The sequence below is a fragment of the Phyllobacterium sp. 01N428 genome (assembly GCF_056399405.1).
Genome location: NZ_JBFTRH010000003.1, coordinates 131,684 through 149,115, shown reverse-complemented (window position 1 = coordinate 149,115; position 17,432 = coordinate 131,684). Strand labels below are relative to the sequence as shown.

Below are 17,432 nucleotides of genomic sequence, written 5' to 3'. Positions count from 1 at the left end.
TAGCGAGAAGCAGGCGACTATGTTCCTCCTCTCCGGGCGGGTCAATTCGTCTAAAGGGAACACCTCACGCCGTTTCGGGAGCGATCGCCGATCGTATGCATTCGATGAGGACTTTGGTGTCGAATGGCTTGCGGAGGTAGCAGATGATGCCCGCCGACAACGCGCGCGCCTTCGCTTCGTCGTTCGGGTAGGCGGTGATGAGAATGGTCGGAACATGGTGACCCATGGCGAGCAGGCGGAGGTGAAGCTCGAAGCCTGTCATTCCTGGCATTTGTACGTCCGACACGATGCACGCAAAATTTGCGAAGTTCGGCGATATGAGAAACTCGGACGCGGCCGTGAATGTCGCGACGTCAAACTCCAGCCACTGCATCAGCCCAGCCAGACCTTCCCGGATAGATTCATCATCATCGATGATGGCGATGGAGACTTTCGACTTCTGCGGAAATATCGTGCGTTTTCCCCTAGAACTGTTGTTCATCGTCGCCCTGTCGCTCCGTTGGCGAAAGGTTGAGGGACCAGGTCATCGTCACGAGATCGGCCAGCGAACGCGCATGCATTTTCTGCATCACGCGTCCGCGATGCGCTTTTACGGTGATTTCCGTTATGCCGAGTTGCAACCCCACCTGTTTGTTCAGCATCCCCGCCGAGACCAGCGCCATGACCTCTCTCTCTCGCGGGGTGAGCGTTTTATAACGGGTCTTAAGGATAGCGTCGGCAGCATCGAGTTCGCGCTGTTCCTGACTACGGTCGAGCGCGCTTCGCATTGCGGTGAGAAGAGCCTCCTGGCTCAATGGCTTGACGAGGAACTCGACCGCACCTGCTTTCATCGCCTTCACCGTCACCGGAATGTCGCCATTCCCGGTGATGAAGATTATCGGCATGTCGGAGCGAATAGCCCCGATCCTTTGCTGCAGCTCCAGTCCGTTCAGATCGGGGAGCCCGACGTCGAGCAAAAGGCAGCTAGGTCCGGCGGCTGGCGGCGTCGATAGAAACTCATGGGCGGTCTCGAACGTCTCGCAACGCCAGCCTGCATACTCCACCAGTGCTTCCAGCGACTCTCGCACCGAAGGGTCGTCGTCCACGATGAACACTGTTGGCGTGGTTAGCGGCATGGAGAGTGTTCTAGCATCAAAATTAGAAACGAGCGCAAGCATCCCAAAATCTCCCTCGTCGGACGCCCAGAACTAAATGCCGTGAGATTGCGTCATATTGGTCCGGTAGGTCGAGTATACTAAGGTGTCGGGTCCCCACCGCCGGCATGCCAGTCCGCACTTGTGGCCTTCGGCCGTCTACGCATACTGACTGCGGCCGGAACTGAGATCGCGAGCAGAATTGCAGCCGTAATGACCAAAAGGGCCACGCTGATGGGGCGCTCCACGAACACCATTGGATTTCCATTGGAGGATTGCAGGGCCTGCCGTAGGCTACGCTCGAAGAGGGGCCCGAGAACGAGACCGAGAAGCAAGGGTCCCGTCTCGCATCGCGCCATCTTCAGGACGTACCCGATCGCAGCGAAGACCATCACCATGACGACGTCGGATGCCCGACTATTGAGGCTATAGACCCCGATGCAGCAGAACAGCAGGATCGCCGGATAGAGCAGTCTGTAGGGCATCTTGAACAACCGGACCCAGAGACCGACGAGCGGCAGGTTGATCACAAGCAGCAAGATGTTGCCGACCCACATGGATGCCACCAGTCCCCAGAAGATATCCGGTTGGGCCTCTATGATAGATGGTTCGGGCGAAACGCCATGCATCGTCATCGCGGCGAGTATCATAGCCATCACAGAATTGGACGGGATGCCGAGCGTCAGGAGCGGGATGAATGCGGACTGCGAGGCAGCATTGTTCGCGGATTCTGGACCTGCCACCCCGGCGATCGCCCCCTGCCCAAATTGCTCAGGAGTTTTCGAAATCTTTTTTTCGACCGAATAAGAGCTGAAGGCACCGAGCGTCGCTCCTCCGCCGGGTAGGACGCCTAGCACCGTTCCCAGCACGGTGCCCCGGACCATTGCCCCCAAGCTATCCTGGAGTTCTTGCCTTGTCGGCCAGAGGGGACCAACGACGGCTCGCGCGACTTTGACTTCGGATCTGCCGCCCAGATTGCTGGCTATCTCCGCGACGCCGAAGAGGCCGACGGTCACCACCACAAAGTCGATGCCATTCGCGAGGGAAGGAATCCCCAAGGTCAGGCGCGCGCCGCCATCTGCAACGGTGCCGACCATTGCCAGCAGGAGGCCGACGCAGACCATGCCACTGGCCTTGAGGAGCGAGCCGCGAGCCAGCACCATTGCGGCCAGCAAGCCGAGGACACACAACCACACATATTCCGGGGGGCCGAACGAGAGAGCGACGGTAGAAAGCGCGGGCGCTGCTACCGCCAGTGCGAGAGCTGACGTCGTTCCCGCGAAGAAGGATCCCAACGCCGAGATCGCGAGCGCCGCGCCGGCGCGTCCCTGGCGGGCCATCTGGTATCCTTCGATAGTTGTTGCCGCCGAAGACGGCTCGCCAGGGAGGTTGATCAGAATTGCCGTCGTCGATCCGCTATATTGAGAGCCGTAGTAAATCGCAGAGAGCATTACGATGGCGGCGAGTGGGGGCAGGGAGGTCGTGAGCGGCAGGAGGATCGCCATCGTCGCCGTCGGCCCGATGCCGGGCAGAATCCCGATGATCGTTCCAAGCATGGCTCCCACAAAACAGAATAGCAGGTTCGAAGGGGACAACGCCTCGGAAAAGCCGAATATCAGGAAATGAAAAACATCCACGTGCGAGATCCCCGCGGTCGAGTTAAAACGGTAAGATCGACAACTTCACGCCGAGGCCCCAGACGAAGACAAGGGCGCCCGCAACGGTGAGGATCAACGTCGAGGTTACGACTTCCCTCCATCGTGACTCCCGATCGGCAAGGCTGGCGGTCACGAGGAGCCACGCCGACGAAATCACGAAGCCGAAGTTCTCGGCCAGGATGGCGAACCCAACGACGGCGATGGAGAGGACGAGAAGTGGTTTGACGTTCCAATGGCCAGTTGTCAGCAAGTTCTTCGACAGTGCCTTTCCAACCACGACCGCCCCGATCAGGATCAGAAAACCGCACGTAACGTCGGGCAGATAGCCAGCTCCCATCCGGGCAGCAGTGCCGAACGTCAAGTCGCGAGCCGCCCAGAGCCCAAGTCCTCCCAGCCCGATCATCAACGCGCCTGCGAGGAGATCGGGATAGTCGCCTGTTTTGTGGGAAGATCTCATGCTGGCACCTCTCAGACAGTGACTTCCATTCCGCGCAAGTAAGGCATTCCAGCGTCGACGTGGTGACCCCGCGCACCCCAGGAGAGCTGTTTCATCTCTCGGCGTTCATCGCAAGGCCGTTCATGCGAAACGTGGTCACCCGAGTTACGACGATCGCGACTGATCGATCGATAGAGGGTTATCGACGCAAAACTAACTATCTCCACTTCGTCGTCTCTTGGAAGTGTAGTGGAGACGACGAACCAAGTGCAGTCAAGCGTCCACCGGAAAGAACGGTGGATCCGCTTAAACCGCTTTCAGACCTGCCCGATCTGTGGTGGGTGACGGCATGCCGAGCCGGATGCGGACCATTCACCTGGCAGATCCCCATACCGCCTCGTGAAGCTGCGTCGTGAAGCTCCTGTCGGTACGGCTACCAGGTAGACGCGCCGTCACCTCCTGCAACGTCCATCCGTTGCCATCGGGATCTTCGAACGTGACATATGAGGCGTAGCTCTTCCTTTCGGGATTCGGTCCCTTGGCAATTCCCTCGCCGCTGGAGTGATGGAAGATCCCGCCGACGTCGTGAAAGGGTTCGCTGACCTTCACGCCGCGTCGTACGAGGTCGTCGCGCGCGGCAACAACGTCGGACACCACGAGGTGCATGCCCTGCGCGGAGCCCGGCGACGCCGTCGTGATGTTCTGACCGAACATCACCGAGCCTCCGGAGCCAGCCGGGGTCAACTGAACGATGCGATAGTCGTCGCCCGTAGCGTGGTCTATGTCGAGGTGCCAGCCGAGGCTTTCGTAAAATCTTCTAGCACGATCCACGTCGGAGACCGGGATCACGAGGAGTTCGAGATTCATGCTGGTCGGGCTTGTGGCTGTTGTACTAGCCGGAGGTTTCGAATGCAGCGTGGCGTCGGTCATGGTCGGCTCCTGTTGTTGTTACCGTAGACTACCGCGTCGATCTCGGACCGATATTGTCCGAAGGTGTGCCCAACACTTTAGTATCGTACGTCCGAGCTGAATGCGGGCTCGTCGGAGACAACGTCAGCCAAAACCCACGATTATCCCGAAAAACGGCGGACTGAATGCCGCTGCCCAGCAATTCTCCCGATGATCGAGAGCATCTAAATCAGTAGCACCGACGCCGAGGGCGTAGGGCGGCCCGGATAAGGACCGCTGCAATTGAAAGGATGTAATATCATGAGCAATCAGCAGAAGGTCGCCGTCGTCACCGGTGCATCGCAGGGCATTGGTGAAGGTCTGGTACGCGCCTACCGCGCGCGGAACTACCGAGTCGTCGCCACCTCGCGTTCAATCAAGCAAGGGTCCGACGACGGCGTACATGCCGTGGCGGGCGACATCTCCAACGCCGAGACCGCAGAGCGCGTCGTCCGCGAGGCGATCGACCGTTTCGGTCGGATCGACACGTTGGTGAACAACGCGGGCGTGTTCACTGCCAAGCCGTTCGTCGACTTCACTCAGGAAGATTACGACCTGAACTTCAGTGTGAACGTTTCGGGCTTCTTCCACATCACGCAGCGGGCTGCGAGGGAGATGCTCAAGCAGGGTTCCGGCCATATCGTCAGCATCACGACCAGCCTTGTGAACCAGCCGGTGTCGACCGTCCCCACGGCCCTTGCTTCGCTTACGAAGGGCGGCCTGAACGCCGTCACTAAGGAACTGGCGATCGAGTTCGCCAAGACGGGCGTCCGGGTGAACGCCGTGTCACCTGGCATCATCAAGACCCCGATGCATGCTCCCGAGACCCACGAGTTCCTCTCCGGGCTGCATCCCGTCGGCCACATGGGCGAGATCAGCGACATCGTCGACGCCGTGATCTACCTTGAGGGCGCTAGCTTCGTCACTGGTGAAATCCTCCATGTTGACGGTGGCCAGAACGCCGGCCGCTGGTAGGTCGCACGCATCACGCGGTCTCGTGGCGTGGATACGCCGCGAGACCGCAGGCGAGTGAAAGGAAAGACAATGGAACTTGTACTAGCCGCCGATCCGATGTGCTCGTGGTGCTATGGATTCGGCAAACAGATGGGGCTGCTGCTTGAGCGGCGTCCGGACCTATCCCTGAAGATCATCCTCGGCGGACTACGCGCTGGCGCGACCGACGTTCTCGACGACGCCGGAAAGCAGTTCAGACTGCACCACTGGGGAAAGGTCGAGGAGGCCAGCGGCGTACCCTTCAACCGGGAAGGCCTTCTCGCCAGGAGAGGCTTTGTCTATGACACCGAGCCCGTGTGCCGTGCGGTGGTAACCGCCCGCGTTCTCAGGTCCGAAGCTGACCTTCTCGGCGTTTTTCGAGCATTCCAGCATGCCTTCTACGTCGACGCCCTCGACACGACGGATGGAGCCGTACTGGCTGAGACCGGTTCTCGCGCGCTCGCCGAACTCGGTCATCCCGTCAGCTCGGAGGAATTCCTGGCAGAATGGAATAAGCGCAGTACGATCGAAGAAGCCGCGACGGACTTCGCAACGGTGCGGGCAATGGGTGTTTCAAGCTTTCCGACCTTGTTCTTGAACAAGGGTGGAACTCTCAGCAAAGTCGGCGCTGGGTATGCTCATGTCGACGAACTTGAGAAGCACCTCGCTGCAATGGCCGCCTAGCCAATCAATGAGGCTATCGAACAAGGAGAATAGGAAATGCCCATAGTCACCGTACAAGTAACCCGTGAAGGCACGACCCCTGATCGCACCTCGGTAACTCCCGAGGAGAAAGCCGCAATCATCGCCGGCGTCAGCCAGGTCATGCTCGACGTCCTCAACAAGCCGCTGGAATCGACTTACGTGGTGATCGAGGAAGTCGACCTGGACAACTGGGGCTGGGGCGGCCTTCCAACCGTCCAATACCGAAAGAAGAAGGCCGAAGGAAAAGCCTGACCCTCAAGTGACTCCCCGGGAGAATGCAGGCCGCCAGTGATCACCGGCGGCTTGTGTTTTTCGGCACCGACCGATCCCAATGTGCTTCGGCTATCATTTCCGCGACTGTGCGGCGGATACCATCGTGCAATAGCTTTGATTGTTCAAGGACGATAGTTCTCGGGAGCCGTGTTCGGTAACTTTGGAGACGCCAATGCCCCTCGTCAAAATCCATGTCCTGAAAGGTCGTTCTCCGCAGGAGGTCGCCGTCTTGCTTGACACCATCCACGACGTCGTCGTGGCGTCTTTCGGGGTTCCCCTGAGAGATCGGTACCAGATACTTCAAGAGCACGAGGGATCGCATATTCGCGCGCTCGACACCGGGCTCGATATCACTAGGACCGAGAAATTCCTGCTGCTTGAAATCACCAGCCGTCCGAGGCCACGAGATGCCAAGGTTGCATTCTATTTAAGCCTAACGAGCGCGCTTCAGGCTCGCTGCAACGTACCGCCATCCGACGTGATGGTCTCTTTGCATATCAACTCGGATGAAGATTGGTCGTTCGGCATGGGTAACGCTCAGTTCCTGACAGGCGAGCTCCGATAGGCACAGACGCTCTGGTCTGATTCACCAACACCAAGGTATCGGCGATACTAAGGTGCACATGCAAAGACAGCCGATCCGCGACATGCTTCCGGTCGTGCAGCCGACCGGTTGCGAATCCAGGCAAGTGGAAGGAGCCTAAACATGAAGATCCTCATGGTATTCACCTCGCATGACATCCTCGGAAGCACGGGACGCAAGACTGGCTTCTGGCTGGAGGAAGGCGCCGCACCGTACTACGTCTTCCGTGACGCAGGCGTCGACTTGACGCTCGCGTCCCCCAAAGGCGGTCAACCTCCGATCGATCCGAAGAGCGATCTGCCGGAAAATCAGACGCCGGCCATGACGCGTTTCAAGGCCGACGAGGCTGCGCAGAAGGTATTTGCGAGCACCAGGAAGCTGAGCGAAGTCCGTTCCAAAGATTTCGACGCCGTCTTCTATCCGGGCGGTCATGGACCCATGTGGGACCTCGTCGACAATCCGGACTCCATCAAGCTGATCGAGTCCTTCTACAACTCCGGCAAGCCGGTGGCGGCAGTCTGCCACGCGCCGGCCGTGCTTCACCGCGTCACGTATAAAGGCGCGCCGATCGTCAAAGGGAAGCGGGTGACAGGCTTTACCAACGACGAGGAGGAAGAAGTGCAACTGACGAAGGTCGTTCCTTTCTTGGTTGAGGACGAGCTCAAACGTCTCGGCGGTATCTATGAGAAGAAGGCGAACTGGGAAAGCTTCGCTATCACCGACGGCAAGTTGATCACCGGCCAGAACCCGGCATCTTCCACCGCGGGAGCGCAGGCGCTTGTCGAGCTTCTCACCACCGTGCAAGCCGCGCGGCCGTCGCCTAGCGTGGGCCACTGAGAAGCGGAAAAGAGGCCGCTTGTCCGCGGCCTCTCAATATCCGGTCACGCTGGAAGACGGCCGTTTCGTTTTTGGGAACGCAAGGAATTCGAGATGGTTACCTGCGCGAAGTTGGGACAATACGGTCGCAGCCCGGTCTAGCATCTGTAGTCGTATGTACGGAGTCGTAGTTGGAGCGGTGAAGAGGGCTGCCTTAGAGCAATTTCTGAAGCTCGTGCCTTCGTGGCTGAAGTGCCGCCTCGAGAAGGGCGGAAACCACCTGCTGCGGCAATTTAGGCAAAGATGTCGTCCCGGTCGATACCGCCATTACGATGCTGCGAAGTATTCGATGAAGCTGGAGCCGGGTCAAAACGAAGTATTGGCGCTGATCACCTTCCGCTGAGCGGAACGCCCTGTTGGTCGGGGGCGGCAAGGCAACGGAATTGTCCGTGAGCGAAACTGTCGAGTGGGTCTCAATGCTTGTCGCTCGCCGCTGCAAGCGCGACGTTTTTATTCCGCCGGCGTCGAATTTATGAAAATCCCCGACGCCAGTGAGTGACAATCGGGCGCGGCGATGGGCGTCATGGCCCGAAAAAAGCCGGCGCCCAATTTTTCAGTCAAGTTGAAGGATTTCGGCATGGTCAGCGGCGTCGCGCAAACCCTTGAACGATGCGTGCCGCAAACGCCCGTCGTGCGTCCAGGCGCTGAAATTCACTTCTGCGACTAGCGTGGGCTCGACAAAGACGAGGTTTTTGCCCTTGATGGGAACGGCCGGTTTATCGATCCGCATGCTGTCGAGCTGAAAACGTAGGTCACGCGCAAGCTTTGCGGAAAATCCAGTTCCCACGTTGCCGGCATAGACAAGCTTATCGCCGTTGCGTGCCGCCAAAAGCAGGCTGGCGATCGAGCCGCGAACCTTCTGGCTCGGCTCATACCCAATTACCGCAAAGCTCTCGCTGTTCACGCACTTGATCTTTAGCCAGTCACCGGTACGGCCGGAGCGGTATGGCGCATTCTTGTTCTTGGCGATGATGCCCTCAAGTCCATGGGCGCAGGCATGGCGCAGCAAGGCTTCACCGTCGTCGTGGACTTCCTCAGATAGGCGGATCGCCCCGGTTTCGCCGTCGAGCAAGTTGCCAAGCAGATGACGACGCGACGATAGTTCAAGGCCAGTCAGATCGTGTCCGTCGAAATAAAGCAGATCGAAGGCATAGAGCACGGCCTCGTGTGCGGCACGCGTTGCCTTGCGGCCCCCGAGCGCCCGCTGGAGCAAACCAAAATTGGGCACACCCTTTTCATCGAGCACAACCGCTTCCCCATCGAGGATCATGGTGGCGGGGCCAAGTTCCTTGGCGGCTGTCGCGATCGAGGGGAAATAGCTTGTCCAATCATGCCCGCCACGCGTAATGATCCGCACGCCGCCATTCGCCTCGACATGAACCGCCAAACGATACCCGTCCCATTTGACTTCGAACAGCCAGTCCGGCCCGCTGGGCGGCTTTGATTTGAGCAATGCCATGCACGGCTCGATGCGCTCGGGCATCGGGTCGAACTGCAAGCGGGGCTGGCGTTTGTCGCGCGGTTTCGGCGCCGGGACGATTAACGGTGCATTGAGGTCCGAAAGGAGACCGATTGTTTCGAGCCTGCGTGTGGATCGACGTTTCGCCATTCCGTCATTGGGTCCAGAAAATGTTTAAGATAATGCGATTGCCGCATGTTCTTACTATCGACGGCCCATTGTCCAGTGCGCGCCACTTCAGCTTAGGCTGGCGGCAAATTACGGCGCACACCACACATTACCTCTGTTCGGCCAGGGTTGAGCGAGCTTTTCGGCCAAGAGAACTTCGCCTGCGTCCCTGCCGTCCGAGAGGATCACCCGAACCAACAGTCGTTTGCTGCGATCTTCACGTCCATCGTAAACGAAGCCGTACTCGTTATGCGTCATCAGGTCCTGAAGGCGGATCATCGCCTCCTTGCCTTTTGCCAATTCGTCGGCGCATCCCGGCTTGGAAATTTCGGGCGTATCAATATCAAGCAGCCGCCATTTCTTGCCGTTTTCCCATCCGGTGTCGCCATCGACCAGACACGTTACTTTTCTGGCCGCCCGAAATCCGCCCGAACATATGTCCATCGCCGAGGCAGGGGCGCCGTAGAGGCATCCTAGAAGCACGGTCGTTGCTAAAGCTATTGTTTTCATCCGCAGTGGTTGCATGTTACCTCGGAAGGTAACTCTTGCGGCCAGTGTCGCTAACGCAGTAGTGACCGCCTCGAGGGCCGATGCAAAACAAGCCGGCACGACAAGAGCACTCGCCCGCGGGCGTGGGGGTCATGTCGTCTTGACCATCATCGTTATCCGCCAACCCTCGCTCGGCTTGGCAAGATTTCTTGCTCCCGCTGACCGATCCGTCATTGCAAATAAACGTGTCGCCTTGGCACCGTGAAATACCGCCTTTACTGCCACTGCACGGCGTATTGGCTGAGCCCGCTGCGCTTGCCAAGATCAGGAACGAAGCCGCGAACGCCATTCGCCAAATGATCCCCACGGCCCTACTCACAGCACGCTTTTCCGACGTAAGTGTTCCCGACCGTCATGAATGCGTCGTCCGGGATACTGCCATTGGACTTCATCACCTTCAGCGCTTCGGCGGCTCGCTTTGCCGGATATGTCCCCGACAGGGTCACTGCGAACCAATGATTGGTCGCATAATAAGCGGTCAGGCGCATTGAAGACTTCGCCATATAGGCCTGCGTCTCAAGATAATTGTCGAAACTGGCGATCTGAATATATCGGTTGTTGAATGGCATGCTGACAAACTGGTCGACCTTCACCCAATTGTGGTGGAGATAGCCGGTCTGGCCCCTAACATTCACGTAATACCAGCGGTCGTAGACATTCAGGATGCTGACCGGATCGCCGTTCTTTACCATCCCCAATTTCTGACTTGCCTGGTCAGTTGATGCGCGAAGGAACTCTGATCCCTCCGGGTGTCGCACCTTTCCTGTGCGTGCCAGCGGAATTTCGAACCGTGCGTCTATGGCGGGAATTGAACTGTCGGGCAGTGCGGCCGTGGTTCTCGGGGCTGGAAGCTGTGTCGGGGCGGGCGGCGCGATATTCTGGTCGCTGGCGACGTTCTGATCCCCCGACGGCATCGGTGTCGTAACGCGATATGCTGTCATCTCGCTCTTGGACAAATAACGAATATCGTCCTTCTCGTATTTCAGCGACAGCTCAAGCAATGCCGGGTCGACGCCCATCTCCGTCATGTAGGAAATCGTTTCAGCGGTAACGTGCTGTATTTGCGATACAGCGGCATCAAGATTGAGGTTGGCACTCCCCGAGAACGAGGATTTATGAACGCCGATCGCCCCCGGCTCTGCCATGCGCACGACGCCGCCGAGAAACGCCAGCGCGCAGGCCGATGCGCACTCCACGCTCCCTCGCGGCTGATAGGTCGCCAGGTTCAGTATTCGTATCAGTCGGCCGAGCTCCATTGCCTTGACCGGGTTTCCTCCGGGCGAGTTGAACGAGACAAATATGGGGTCAGTCTGCTTTACCAGCTGAGCAAACGGCGCAAGGTTTTCATCGAATTCGAACTCACCCTGAACTGCAATATATTTTATACCGTTCGTGAGTTCCCCTGACTTGAATGTCAGCGCCGTTGCGACTGAGGTTCCAGCGCCCACCACACCCAATGCGAGCAGCATCGTTTGCAGATGCCCGCCAACTCGTACCCATTTCATTTTACAAAATTCCCCAATACCCGAACAGCAACTTATTGAGGCGGCTCTCGAGCGTCAATTCAGCTCTTCAGCCTGTGCTCAAATACCACGAAAGGCTGATCCGACGGGTTAGTGACGGTTATGAAGGCCACGTGCATTATCTGAAGCCCACGTATTCGACAGCAACAAGGAGCGATTTTGACGCCCGAGCGATTTAAAGAATGCCTCTCCTTATTGCGCTGGTCTCAGATCGATCTTGCGGCCGCATTGGAATGCGACATTTTTCCCACGAACGCATGGGGAAACGGGCTCGAGCTGATCCCCGCAGATATTTCGGCGTGGCTCGAGAAGCTCGCTATAGCTCACCACAAGGCTGGTATTCCCGATGCTTATAAGGGTGCAGTGCTCAAGATGAAAGTTGGCGGGTAGGACAGGGAGGTGGTCAGGTATTCCGCTTCGTCATTACCCTTCGCAATTCTGTCTCGATCGACAGGAATTGGTCACGGTGCATCGCGAGCTGGGTCGTATCCGCAACAGCGACGATAGCCGCAAACACCTCATCCTCACCCCATCCGGCTGCCACGGCCTCTCCGAAGAGTTCAAGCAATTTATCCTCGATCGCTCTCTGGCAGTCGCTCAGTCGGTCTTTGTGGCCGGATGGCTTGCGTGGTCTTTCGATCGCCATGTGAAGCACTCCCATTATCTGCCACGGTACGACGTTTTCTTGCACGGTCTTGGGCCAATATCCGCTCGCGATTTTTAGCATACCATGCGTTTTGCTGCTCCCGATATTTATCCGGATTTGCAAGCCGCCATTGTTTTGCTCGCTCGGCCTCCTTTGCTTTCTTCTCCGCGGAATGAGGATTGTTAGCGCGCCACTGCCTCATCTTCTCGGCATTCTTGGCTTTGCGAAGGGCAGCCTTTTCTTCGTCACTTTTGCTCATGTCTTCCTGCGAATGCGCTCCACCCTACCTCTGCGAAGATCCTCAACGAGGACGGCATATTGCTCCGGATTGTTCTGTCTCAACGATCGGAGCTCCATGGTGCGCTGATCGTACGGCCATTCCTGCGGATCACGTTTGCCGGCCTCAGTGGTCGAGAAGTGCGCGAACCTGTGCTCTACCCACTCTATAGCCTTACGCCTGGTCAGGCATGAATCGGTGGCTGCATTTCCGATCTGCATGTTTACAGACCACACGCTGAGGTGGTCCGAATCCTTGTTGCGAAAGATGCGCGCGATCGTGATGTTCTCGACGTAGGCGCAGAAGTCGTAAGGAAGCTCATCCCCACCGATGACCGTGCGTTTCCAAGTGATGTGCATCGCCATTCGTAACAAGGCCTAAAAACGCGAGCAAGCCTACACCTTGGATCTAAAACCAAAGGGCCTTAATCGCAATTTGACGATAGGCGGCCGTACAGCGGATTAAGCCGTGGTCTAGCCGTTAAAGAAACGGGACTTCGGGGACGCCAACGGCTCTTTTTGCGGTCGTGAGCCATTCAGCGCACCAAGCAGCTTGAAATACCTCGGCATTCTCGCGGCTCGAAAAACAATAGACGCTGTAGTGGGCGGTTTCTTCATCGAAATAGAAATGATGGATGGCGCATTACGAAGACCAGCAAAACCGCCTGCGGCTGTCGCTGCCTGAACTTCGGCTAGACATGCGCGAAGAACTGGCCAACCTGTCGAAGGACGGATGATGTTCTCAGTTCCGCGACGGTTTCCAATCCCGTGCCAGGAGCTGTGCCTCACCAATTTGGTCGCTGGTCATGAAACCGGCTGTAGTATCGCGAAGTTTAGCGGCTTTTTCATCGCCATGCGAGGCAGAAAGGTTAAACCACATATGCGCGAGTACATAGTCCTGCGGGACACCTACGCCCTGGGCGTACAGGGCGCCGAGGTTGCTCTGCGCCTGGGCAAAGCCTTGGTCGGCAGCGAGGCGAAACCATTTCACACTTTCTGACGAGTTTTGCGGGACGCCCTTGCCTTTAAGGTACACGAGGCCGAGGCTGAACTGCGCTTTGGCATGGCCCTGATCGGCAGCAAGGCGAAACCACTTCAGCGCCTCGGCGTCGTTCCGTTTCACGCCGCGTCCGTTAGCGTAAGCGATGCCGATGTTGTGTTGGGCGTTCGGCAAACCCTGATCGGCAGCAAGGCGAAACCACTTCAGCGCCTCGGCGTCGTTCCGTTTCACGCCGCGTCCGTTAGAGTACATATTGCCGAGGTTGAACTGGGCGGCGGCATTGCCACGATCGGCAGCGAGGCGATACATCTCCACCGCTTTAGCGTAGTCGCCACTCTTGTCTGCCGCGTAGCCGTCCTCTAGCGGCCCAGCAATTGCCGAACCAGCCAAAATGGCGGCAACAGCAATCCCGGCGACAGTGCGCTTGAGCATAACGACCCCGCATCTTGCAAAAATGTTGGCAACTGAACCGCCCGTCCGGGAACGGCTCTATCGAACGTCAAATAGCATTAGCATGATGCACAGGGAAAATCTTGTGTTTGGCCGCCAAACTCTTGGCCTGGCGCGCTACCGTGGCGGCCTCATGAGCGCCGCAGTTGCACGCGCTGAGTCTTGCCGCTGGGCAAATCCTTGATCATTTGCGCGTAGGCATCTAGATCGGACTGCTGCAAACGCCTTAGCTGGCCGCTGCACGCGTCCGCTGGCCATGCTTGCGGATCGATATCGGGATTTTCGGCAGCAAAGCGCTCGAAGCTTTTTTCTACCCATGCAATGGCTTCGCGTCGCGTCATCACCATGCCGCCATGTTGCATGACCAGATGGTATGGTTTTCGGCGCTCCTATCGCGGTATATGCGGGCGATGTTCACGTTGCCGTCGACATAGGCGCAAAAATCATAGCGCAGTTCGACGCCGCCGATCTGGGTGCGCCGCCATGTAAGGACATGGCTCATGGATGGCGGCATCATAAGTCTGATTGGTTTAAGGCCAACCATTCTTGCCGCTTGGCCAATACGAGGGCGTAAACGCCAGCCCAAGCATGGGGCATCTGATCGTCATGGTTTAAAAGGTCTGACAAGACGTTGCTCGTCTCAAGTGCCACCCTGCCCATTTGGAAACAAAGAGTTTCTAGTGATTTCGCATGGAAGAACGGTCCGCTCTCTGCGAAGGCTCCATCTCTAGATAACATTGCCCCTGACTTTCGCGTTGGATGGGCCGCAAACTCGCTGAACTCCCTGTACACTTTGTGGCGAAGACTGGTCTTGACGCCATAGCACTTGTCAAGCTTGTTGCGCACCTCCGAAGGCTTGAAAGCGTTATACCATTTGCCACCTTCTAAAGTCTGCCACGCCTCTAACTCGTTTTCGTCCAGTCGAACAAATCGATCAACCAACAGGTATCAAGTATATCGCGGATGACTAGCGCGCTCTTTTGATGATACCCAATGAGCGTTAGATTTAAGGCAGCGGCAAAGCCATTGAACAAGCGCAGGCCCATCAGCCTTTTCCAGTACATTGATTGACTGGACGAGCCGAACTGGCGAAAGGTCTCGGCGACGTCCATCGCCTGTTCTATAACCTCCAAATGAAGCAAGAGCCGGTGATTTTCCCGGATGTAATCGAGTGACTGCTTGCGGATAAGGTACTCCTGCGCGCGTAGCCGTCGCAGGTTTGTGGGTAAGGCGGGCATCAGAACCTCACAGCGTGTCGTTTCGCCTTAGCCTATGTTGAATCGAAAATAACGCTAGAGTCAGCGCCGCTCTTACACAACCTATCGCAGCGGCGGGCTGCTGGCCGGTACTGGGCCAGGGCGGCGGTGAAATGTTCCAAGTGGAACGCTTGGCACATTTGTGCCACAAGCCAATCAAAGGCTTAGCGATTGCTGGTGTTCGAAATGGAACGCTGGCACTTTTGTGCCACTGCGGGAAATCCCGCACCGGCTTCGAAAAACGCCAGTCTTCTCAAATGGCCAATTTCAGCAAATGCGGGAAATCCCGCACTGGGGCACACGCCCCACTCCCGCAGGAAAATGTCAAAGGTAACAACCCTGAAAATCCTGCTGCTGGGGCAAACGCCCCACTGGCACGTATGTGCCAAAAACCCATTTGGGTAATTTTGCACCTCTGGTGCTGCGGTTTCTGGGGCTTTCTTGGCGATTGATGACCCAAGTGGGTCGCTACGGACCGCGCGGCGGCGGTAAATGGTCCAAATGGACCGCTGGCACTTTTGTGCCAACAGGCCAATCAAAGACTTAGCAATTGCTGGTGGTCCAAGTGGACCGCTTGGCACTTGTGGCCAATGCGGAAAAATCCGCATCGGCTTCGAAAAAGCCAGACTTTTCAAATGGCCAATTTCAGCAATGCGGAAAAATCCGCAGTCACACTGAAACCTCGACTGCGACAAACGTCGCACCGGCTTCAAAAAACGCCAGTCTTTTCAAATGGCCGGTTTCCACCTAATGCGACAAATGTCGCAGTCTGCTATGCTCATGCGCGATGGCTAAATGCTGTCGTTCTGCACAGGGTCGGGCGAGGTGCTGACGTATTGAGGCGCGTCCGGCCCCCTCCTTTGCGTGGACTCGTCGCGATGCGGCATTTGCCGCACTGGGGCTTTCTGGCGCCTTGCCATCCTTGATCTTTTCAGCGGACTGTGCGGCTTTTGCCGCACCCAGTGTTTAGAGCGCGCTCGCTGGTCAACGGCAAGGGTGGTGCATCTGCACCACTGAGGTTGCCGGTTTGGCTACGCGAGCAAACCGCCACCCGCTCAATGCCGCAGCATTTGGCCACAGCGGGCCGTACAGCGCGATTCGAGGGCAGGGTGGTATGAAGGGGCTTTTGCGGACAGGATTCGCGCCTGTACCCAATTTTGTACCCAACTTCGGATTTCGAAGAGCTAACTAATTGAAAAATAACAATTGGCAACTTGATGTCATATCAAGTCCCCCCTATAGGCCCGATGCCCCGCTGCTGCAAGCATTGGACTACGCGTATCCTTTGTGATCGCCAACATGGCTGTGAACAATGGAGCACAAACCTGGCGGGGTCGGCAACGGGCGTCATTTGCTGCCGTTGTCGAAGAGGCGTACAATCACCTGTGCCAGTGACGACGCGGATAGAATGAGGGGGCAGCATGTCAGATGGCATTATCCCGACACGCGCCGCCATGGAAGGCGGCGGATACTATAATCGCCATTCGGCGATGCAGGCTGCCGGCAATGCGGCGGCCCTGGCACTGTGGCAATCGGCGGCGAATTCGGTCGCCTTCGGCGACGAACCGCTCGTCATTGTCGATTACGGCTCATCACAGGGCAAGAACTCGATGGATCCGGTGGCAATTGCGATCCAGGCTCTGCGGGCACGCGCCGGTGAGGAGCGATCCATCGAGGTGATCCACACGGATTTGCCCTCGAACGACTTTACATCGCTGTTCAATGCCCTCGAAAGCGATCCGCAGAGCTACATGACGGGATCGACGGGAATATTCCCCTCCGCGATCGGGCGCAGCTACTATGAACCCCTCTTTCCCCCGGGGCGGGTGCACCTTGGGTGGAATTCCTGGACCATGCAGTGGATGAGCCAGCACCCCGTCGACATTCCCGACCACATTTTTGCCCTCCACAGCAAATTTGAGGATGTTCACACGGCACTACTCCTCCAACAAGCCCGCGACTGGCGGCTGTTCCTGCAGCGCCGGGCCAGAGAATTGCGCCATGATGGCAGGCTTCTATGCCTTTTCCCGGGGCGGCCGGAAGACAGGGTTGGCTGGGAGTGGCTGACCAGCGAGTTGTGGCACGCCTTGCTTTCCATGAAGCACGATGGACTTCTTTCGGAAGACGATCTTCTGCATATCAATATTCCGACGGCCCCCCGCAAACTTGCAGATATCCGGGCGCCCTTTGCAACGGGAGATGGCGCGTTTGCCGGGCTGCGGATCGAGCACTCGGAAATACTGCCCGGGCCGGACTTGCATTGGGATGCGTTCGAGCGCACCGGCGATCCACTACCGCTTGCGCGCGGCTGGACCGGTATGATGCGGGCTTTTTCGGGGCCAACCGTGGCCGCCTCACTCAGCGCCAAACCGAACCGGGCAGCGTTGGTCGATGAGCTTTACGGCAGAATGGAAGCAAGCCTCGCGTCGAACCCGCGGCGGCATGAACACTTTGTCGCCGTCGTGCTTTTGCATAAGGTCGGTTGAGACGACTGGTTTTC

At 57.6% G+C, this 17,432-nt stretch carries 22 protein-coding genes; 7 read left to right on the top strand and 15 right to left on the bottom strand.

Annotated features, from left to right (window positions below):
* Positions 1-64: 64 nt before the first annotated feature.
* From AC1DNI_RS10800 to AC1DNI_RS10780, 5 genes are all read right to left on the bottom strand, one after another.
* Positions 65-481, bottom strand: a complete 417-nt coding sequence (locus AC1DNI_RS10800) for a response regulator transcription factor (RefSeq protein WP_174207543.1) — start codon at positions 479-481, stop codon at positions 65-67.
* The gene (locus tag AC1DNI_RS10795) at positions 465-1,157 is read right to left on the bottom strand and encodes a response regulator transcription factor (RefSeq protein ID WP_246272424.1); all 693 of its coding nucleotides are present in this window, start codon (positions 1,155-1,157) and stop codon (positions 465-467) included. The genes AC1DNI_RS10800 and AC1DNI_RS10795 overlap by 17 nt, the downstream gene beginning before the upstream one ends.
* A 77-nt stretch (positions 1,158-1,234) precedes the next feature.
* Positions 1,235-2,770 carry a tripartite tricarboxylate transporter permease gene (locus tag AC1DNI_RS10790; protein ID WP_477691880.1) on the bottom strand — a complete coding sequence of 512 codons (1,536 nt, stop codon included), beginning with the start codon at positions 2,768-2,770 and terminating at the stop codon, positions 1,235-1,237.
* A gap of 22 nt (positions 2,771-2,792) precedes the next feature.
* A complete protein-coding gene (locus tag AC1DNI_RS10785; protein WP_153667429.1) occupies positions 2,793-3,248 on the bottom strand; it encodes a tripartite tricarboxylate transporter TctB family protein in 456 nt (151 codons plus the stop codon).
* Between the two features lie 351 nt (positions 3,249-3,599).
* A complete protein-coding gene (locus AC1DNI_RS10780) occupies positions 3,600-4,157 on the bottom strand; it encodes a VOC family protein (protein ID WP_153667430.1) in 558 nt (185 codons plus the stop codon).
* A gap of 279 nt (positions 4,158-4,436) precedes the next feature.
* Here AC1DNI_RS10780 and AC1DNI_RS10775 point away from each other — a divergent pair, with 279 nt between their 5' ends.
* The 5 genes from AC1DNI_RS10775 (at position 4,437) to AC1DNI_RS10755 (ending at position 7,566) form a co-directional block, all read left to right on the top strand.
* Complete coding sequence (locus tag AC1DNI_RS10775) at positions 4,437-5,150, top strand: SDR family NAD(P)-dependent oxidoreductase (protein ID WP_153667431.1); 714 nt, start codon at positions 4,437-4,439, stop codon at positions 5,148-5,150.
* A gap of 69 nt (positions 5,151-5,219) precedes the next feature.
* The gene (locus tag AC1DNI_RS10770; protein ID WP_174207541.1) at positions 5,220-5,852 is read left to right on the top strand and encodes a DsbA family protein; all 633 of its coding nucleotides are present in this window, start codon (positions 5,220-5,222) and stop codon (positions 5,850-5,852) included.
* A 36-nt stretch (positions 5,853-5,888) separates the two neighbouring features.
* A complete protein-coding gene (locus tag AC1DNI_RS10765; protein WP_174207540.1) occupies positions 5,889-6,125 on the top strand; it encodes a tautomerase family protein in 237 nt (78 codons plus the stop codon).
* Positions 6,126-6,318: 193 nt separating this feature from the next.
* A complete protein-coding gene (locus AC1DNI_RS10760; protein ID WP_174207539.1) occupies positions 6,319-6,711 on the top strand; it encodes a tautomerase family protein in 393 nt (130 codons plus the stop codon).
* 141 nt (positions 6,712-6,852) lie between these two features.
* A complete protein-coding gene (locus tag AC1DNI_RS10755) occupies positions 6,853-7,566 on the top strand; it encodes a type 1 glutamine amidotransferase domain-containing protein (protein WP_174207538.1) in 714 nt (237 codons plus the stop codon).
* Between the two features lie 592 nt (positions 7,567-8,158).
* On the opposite strand, the gene ligD is transcribed toward AC1DNI_RS10755, so the two are convergent.
* From ligD to AC1DNI_RS10740, 3 genes are all read right to left on the bottom strand, one after another.
* On the bottom strand, positions 8,159-9,214 hold the full coding sequence (ligD, locus tag AC1DNI_RS10750) for a non-homologous end-joining DNA ligase (RefSeq protein WP_174207537.1): 1,056 nt from the start codon (positions 9,212-9,214) through the stop codon (positions 8,159-8,161).
* Between the two features lie 108 nt (positions 9,215-9,322).
* On the bottom strand, positions 9,323-9,757 hold the full coding sequence (locus AC1DNI_RS10745) for a thermonuclease family protein (RefSeq protein ID WP_174207536.1): 435 nt from the start codon (positions 9,755-9,757) through the stop codon (positions 9,323-9,325).
* Between the two features lie 335 nt (positions 9,758-10,092).
* Complete coding sequence (locus tag AC1DNI_RS10740; RefSeq protein ID WP_174207535.1) at positions 10,093-11,286, bottom strand: SH3 domain-containing protein; 1,194 nt, start codon at positions 11,284-11,286, stop codon at positions 10,093-10,095.
* Between the two features lie 177 nt (positions 11,287-11,463).
* Here AC1DNI_RS10740 and AC1DNI_RS10735 point away from each other — a divergent pair, with 177 nt between their 5' ends.
* The gene (locus AC1DNI_RS10735) at positions 11,464-11,694 is read left to right on the top strand and encodes a hypothetical protein (RefSeq protein WP_477691879.1); all 231 of its coding nucleotides are present in this window, start codon (positions 11,464-11,466) and stop codon (positions 11,692-11,694) included.
* Between the two features lie 13 nt (positions 11,695-11,707).
* On the opposite strand, the gene AC1DNI_RS10730 is transcribed toward AC1DNI_RS10735, so the two are convergent.
* From AC1DNI_RS10730 to AC1DNI_RS10700, 7 genes are all read right to left on the bottom strand, one after another.
* Entirely contained in the window at positions 11,708-11,872 is a 165-nt protein-coding gene (locus tag AC1DNI_RS10730) for a hypothetical protein (protein WP_155810783.1), read from the bottom strand.
* A gap of 1 nt (position 11,873) precedes the next feature.
* Positions 11,874-12,209, bottom strand: a complete 336-nt coding sequence (locus AC1DNI_RS10725; RefSeq protein WP_174207533.1) for a hypothetical protein — start codon at positions 12,207-12,209, stop codon at positions 11,874-11,876.
* A complete protein-coding gene (locus tag AC1DNI_RS10720; protein WP_477691878.1) occupies positions 12,206-12,592 on the bottom strand; it encodes a hypothetical protein in 387 nt (128 codons plus the stop codon). The genes AC1DNI_RS10725 and AC1DNI_RS10720 overlap by 4 nt, the downstream gene beginning before the upstream one ends.
* Positions 12,593-12,968: 376 nt before the next feature.
* Positions 12,969-13,658 (bottom strand): tetratricopeptide repeat protein, encoded by a 690-nt coding sequence (locus AC1DNI_RS10715; RefSeq protein ID WP_477691877.1) that lies wholly within the window; start codon positions 13,656-13,658, stop codon positions 12,969-12,971.
* A 149-nt stretch (positions 13,659-13,807) separates the two neighbouring features.
* A complete protein-coding gene (locus tag AC1DNI_RS10710; RefSeq protein WP_174207530.1) occupies positions 13,808-14,023 on the bottom strand; it encodes a hypothetical protein in 216 nt (71 codons plus the stop codon).
* Positions 14,017-14,178, bottom strand: a complete 162-nt coding sequence (locus tag AC1DNI_RS10705; RefSeq protein WP_174207529.1) for a hypothetical protein — start codon at positions 14,176-14,178, stop codon at positions 14,017-14,019. The genes AC1DNI_RS10710 and AC1DNI_RS10705 overlap by 7 nt, the downstream gene beginning before the upstream one ends.
* Positions 14,179-14,578: 400 nt before the next feature.
* Positions 14,579-14,914, bottom strand: coding sequence for a hypothetical protein (locus tag AC1DNI_RS10700; RefSeq protein WP_477691876.1), 336 nt, complete (start codon positions 14,912-14,914; stop codon positions 14,579-14,581).
* Positions 14,915-16,353: 1,439 nt separating this feature from the next.
* Between AC1DNI_RS10700 and AC1DNI_RS10695 the strand changes: the two genes are divergently transcribed.
* Positions 16,354-17,418 (top strand): class I SAM-dependent methyltransferase, encoded by a 1,065-nt coding sequence (locus AC1DNI_RS10695; RefSeq protein WP_477691875.1) that lies wholly within the window; start codon positions 16,354-16,356, stop codon positions 17,416-17,418.
* Positions 17,419-17,432 lie beyond the last annotated feature (14 nt).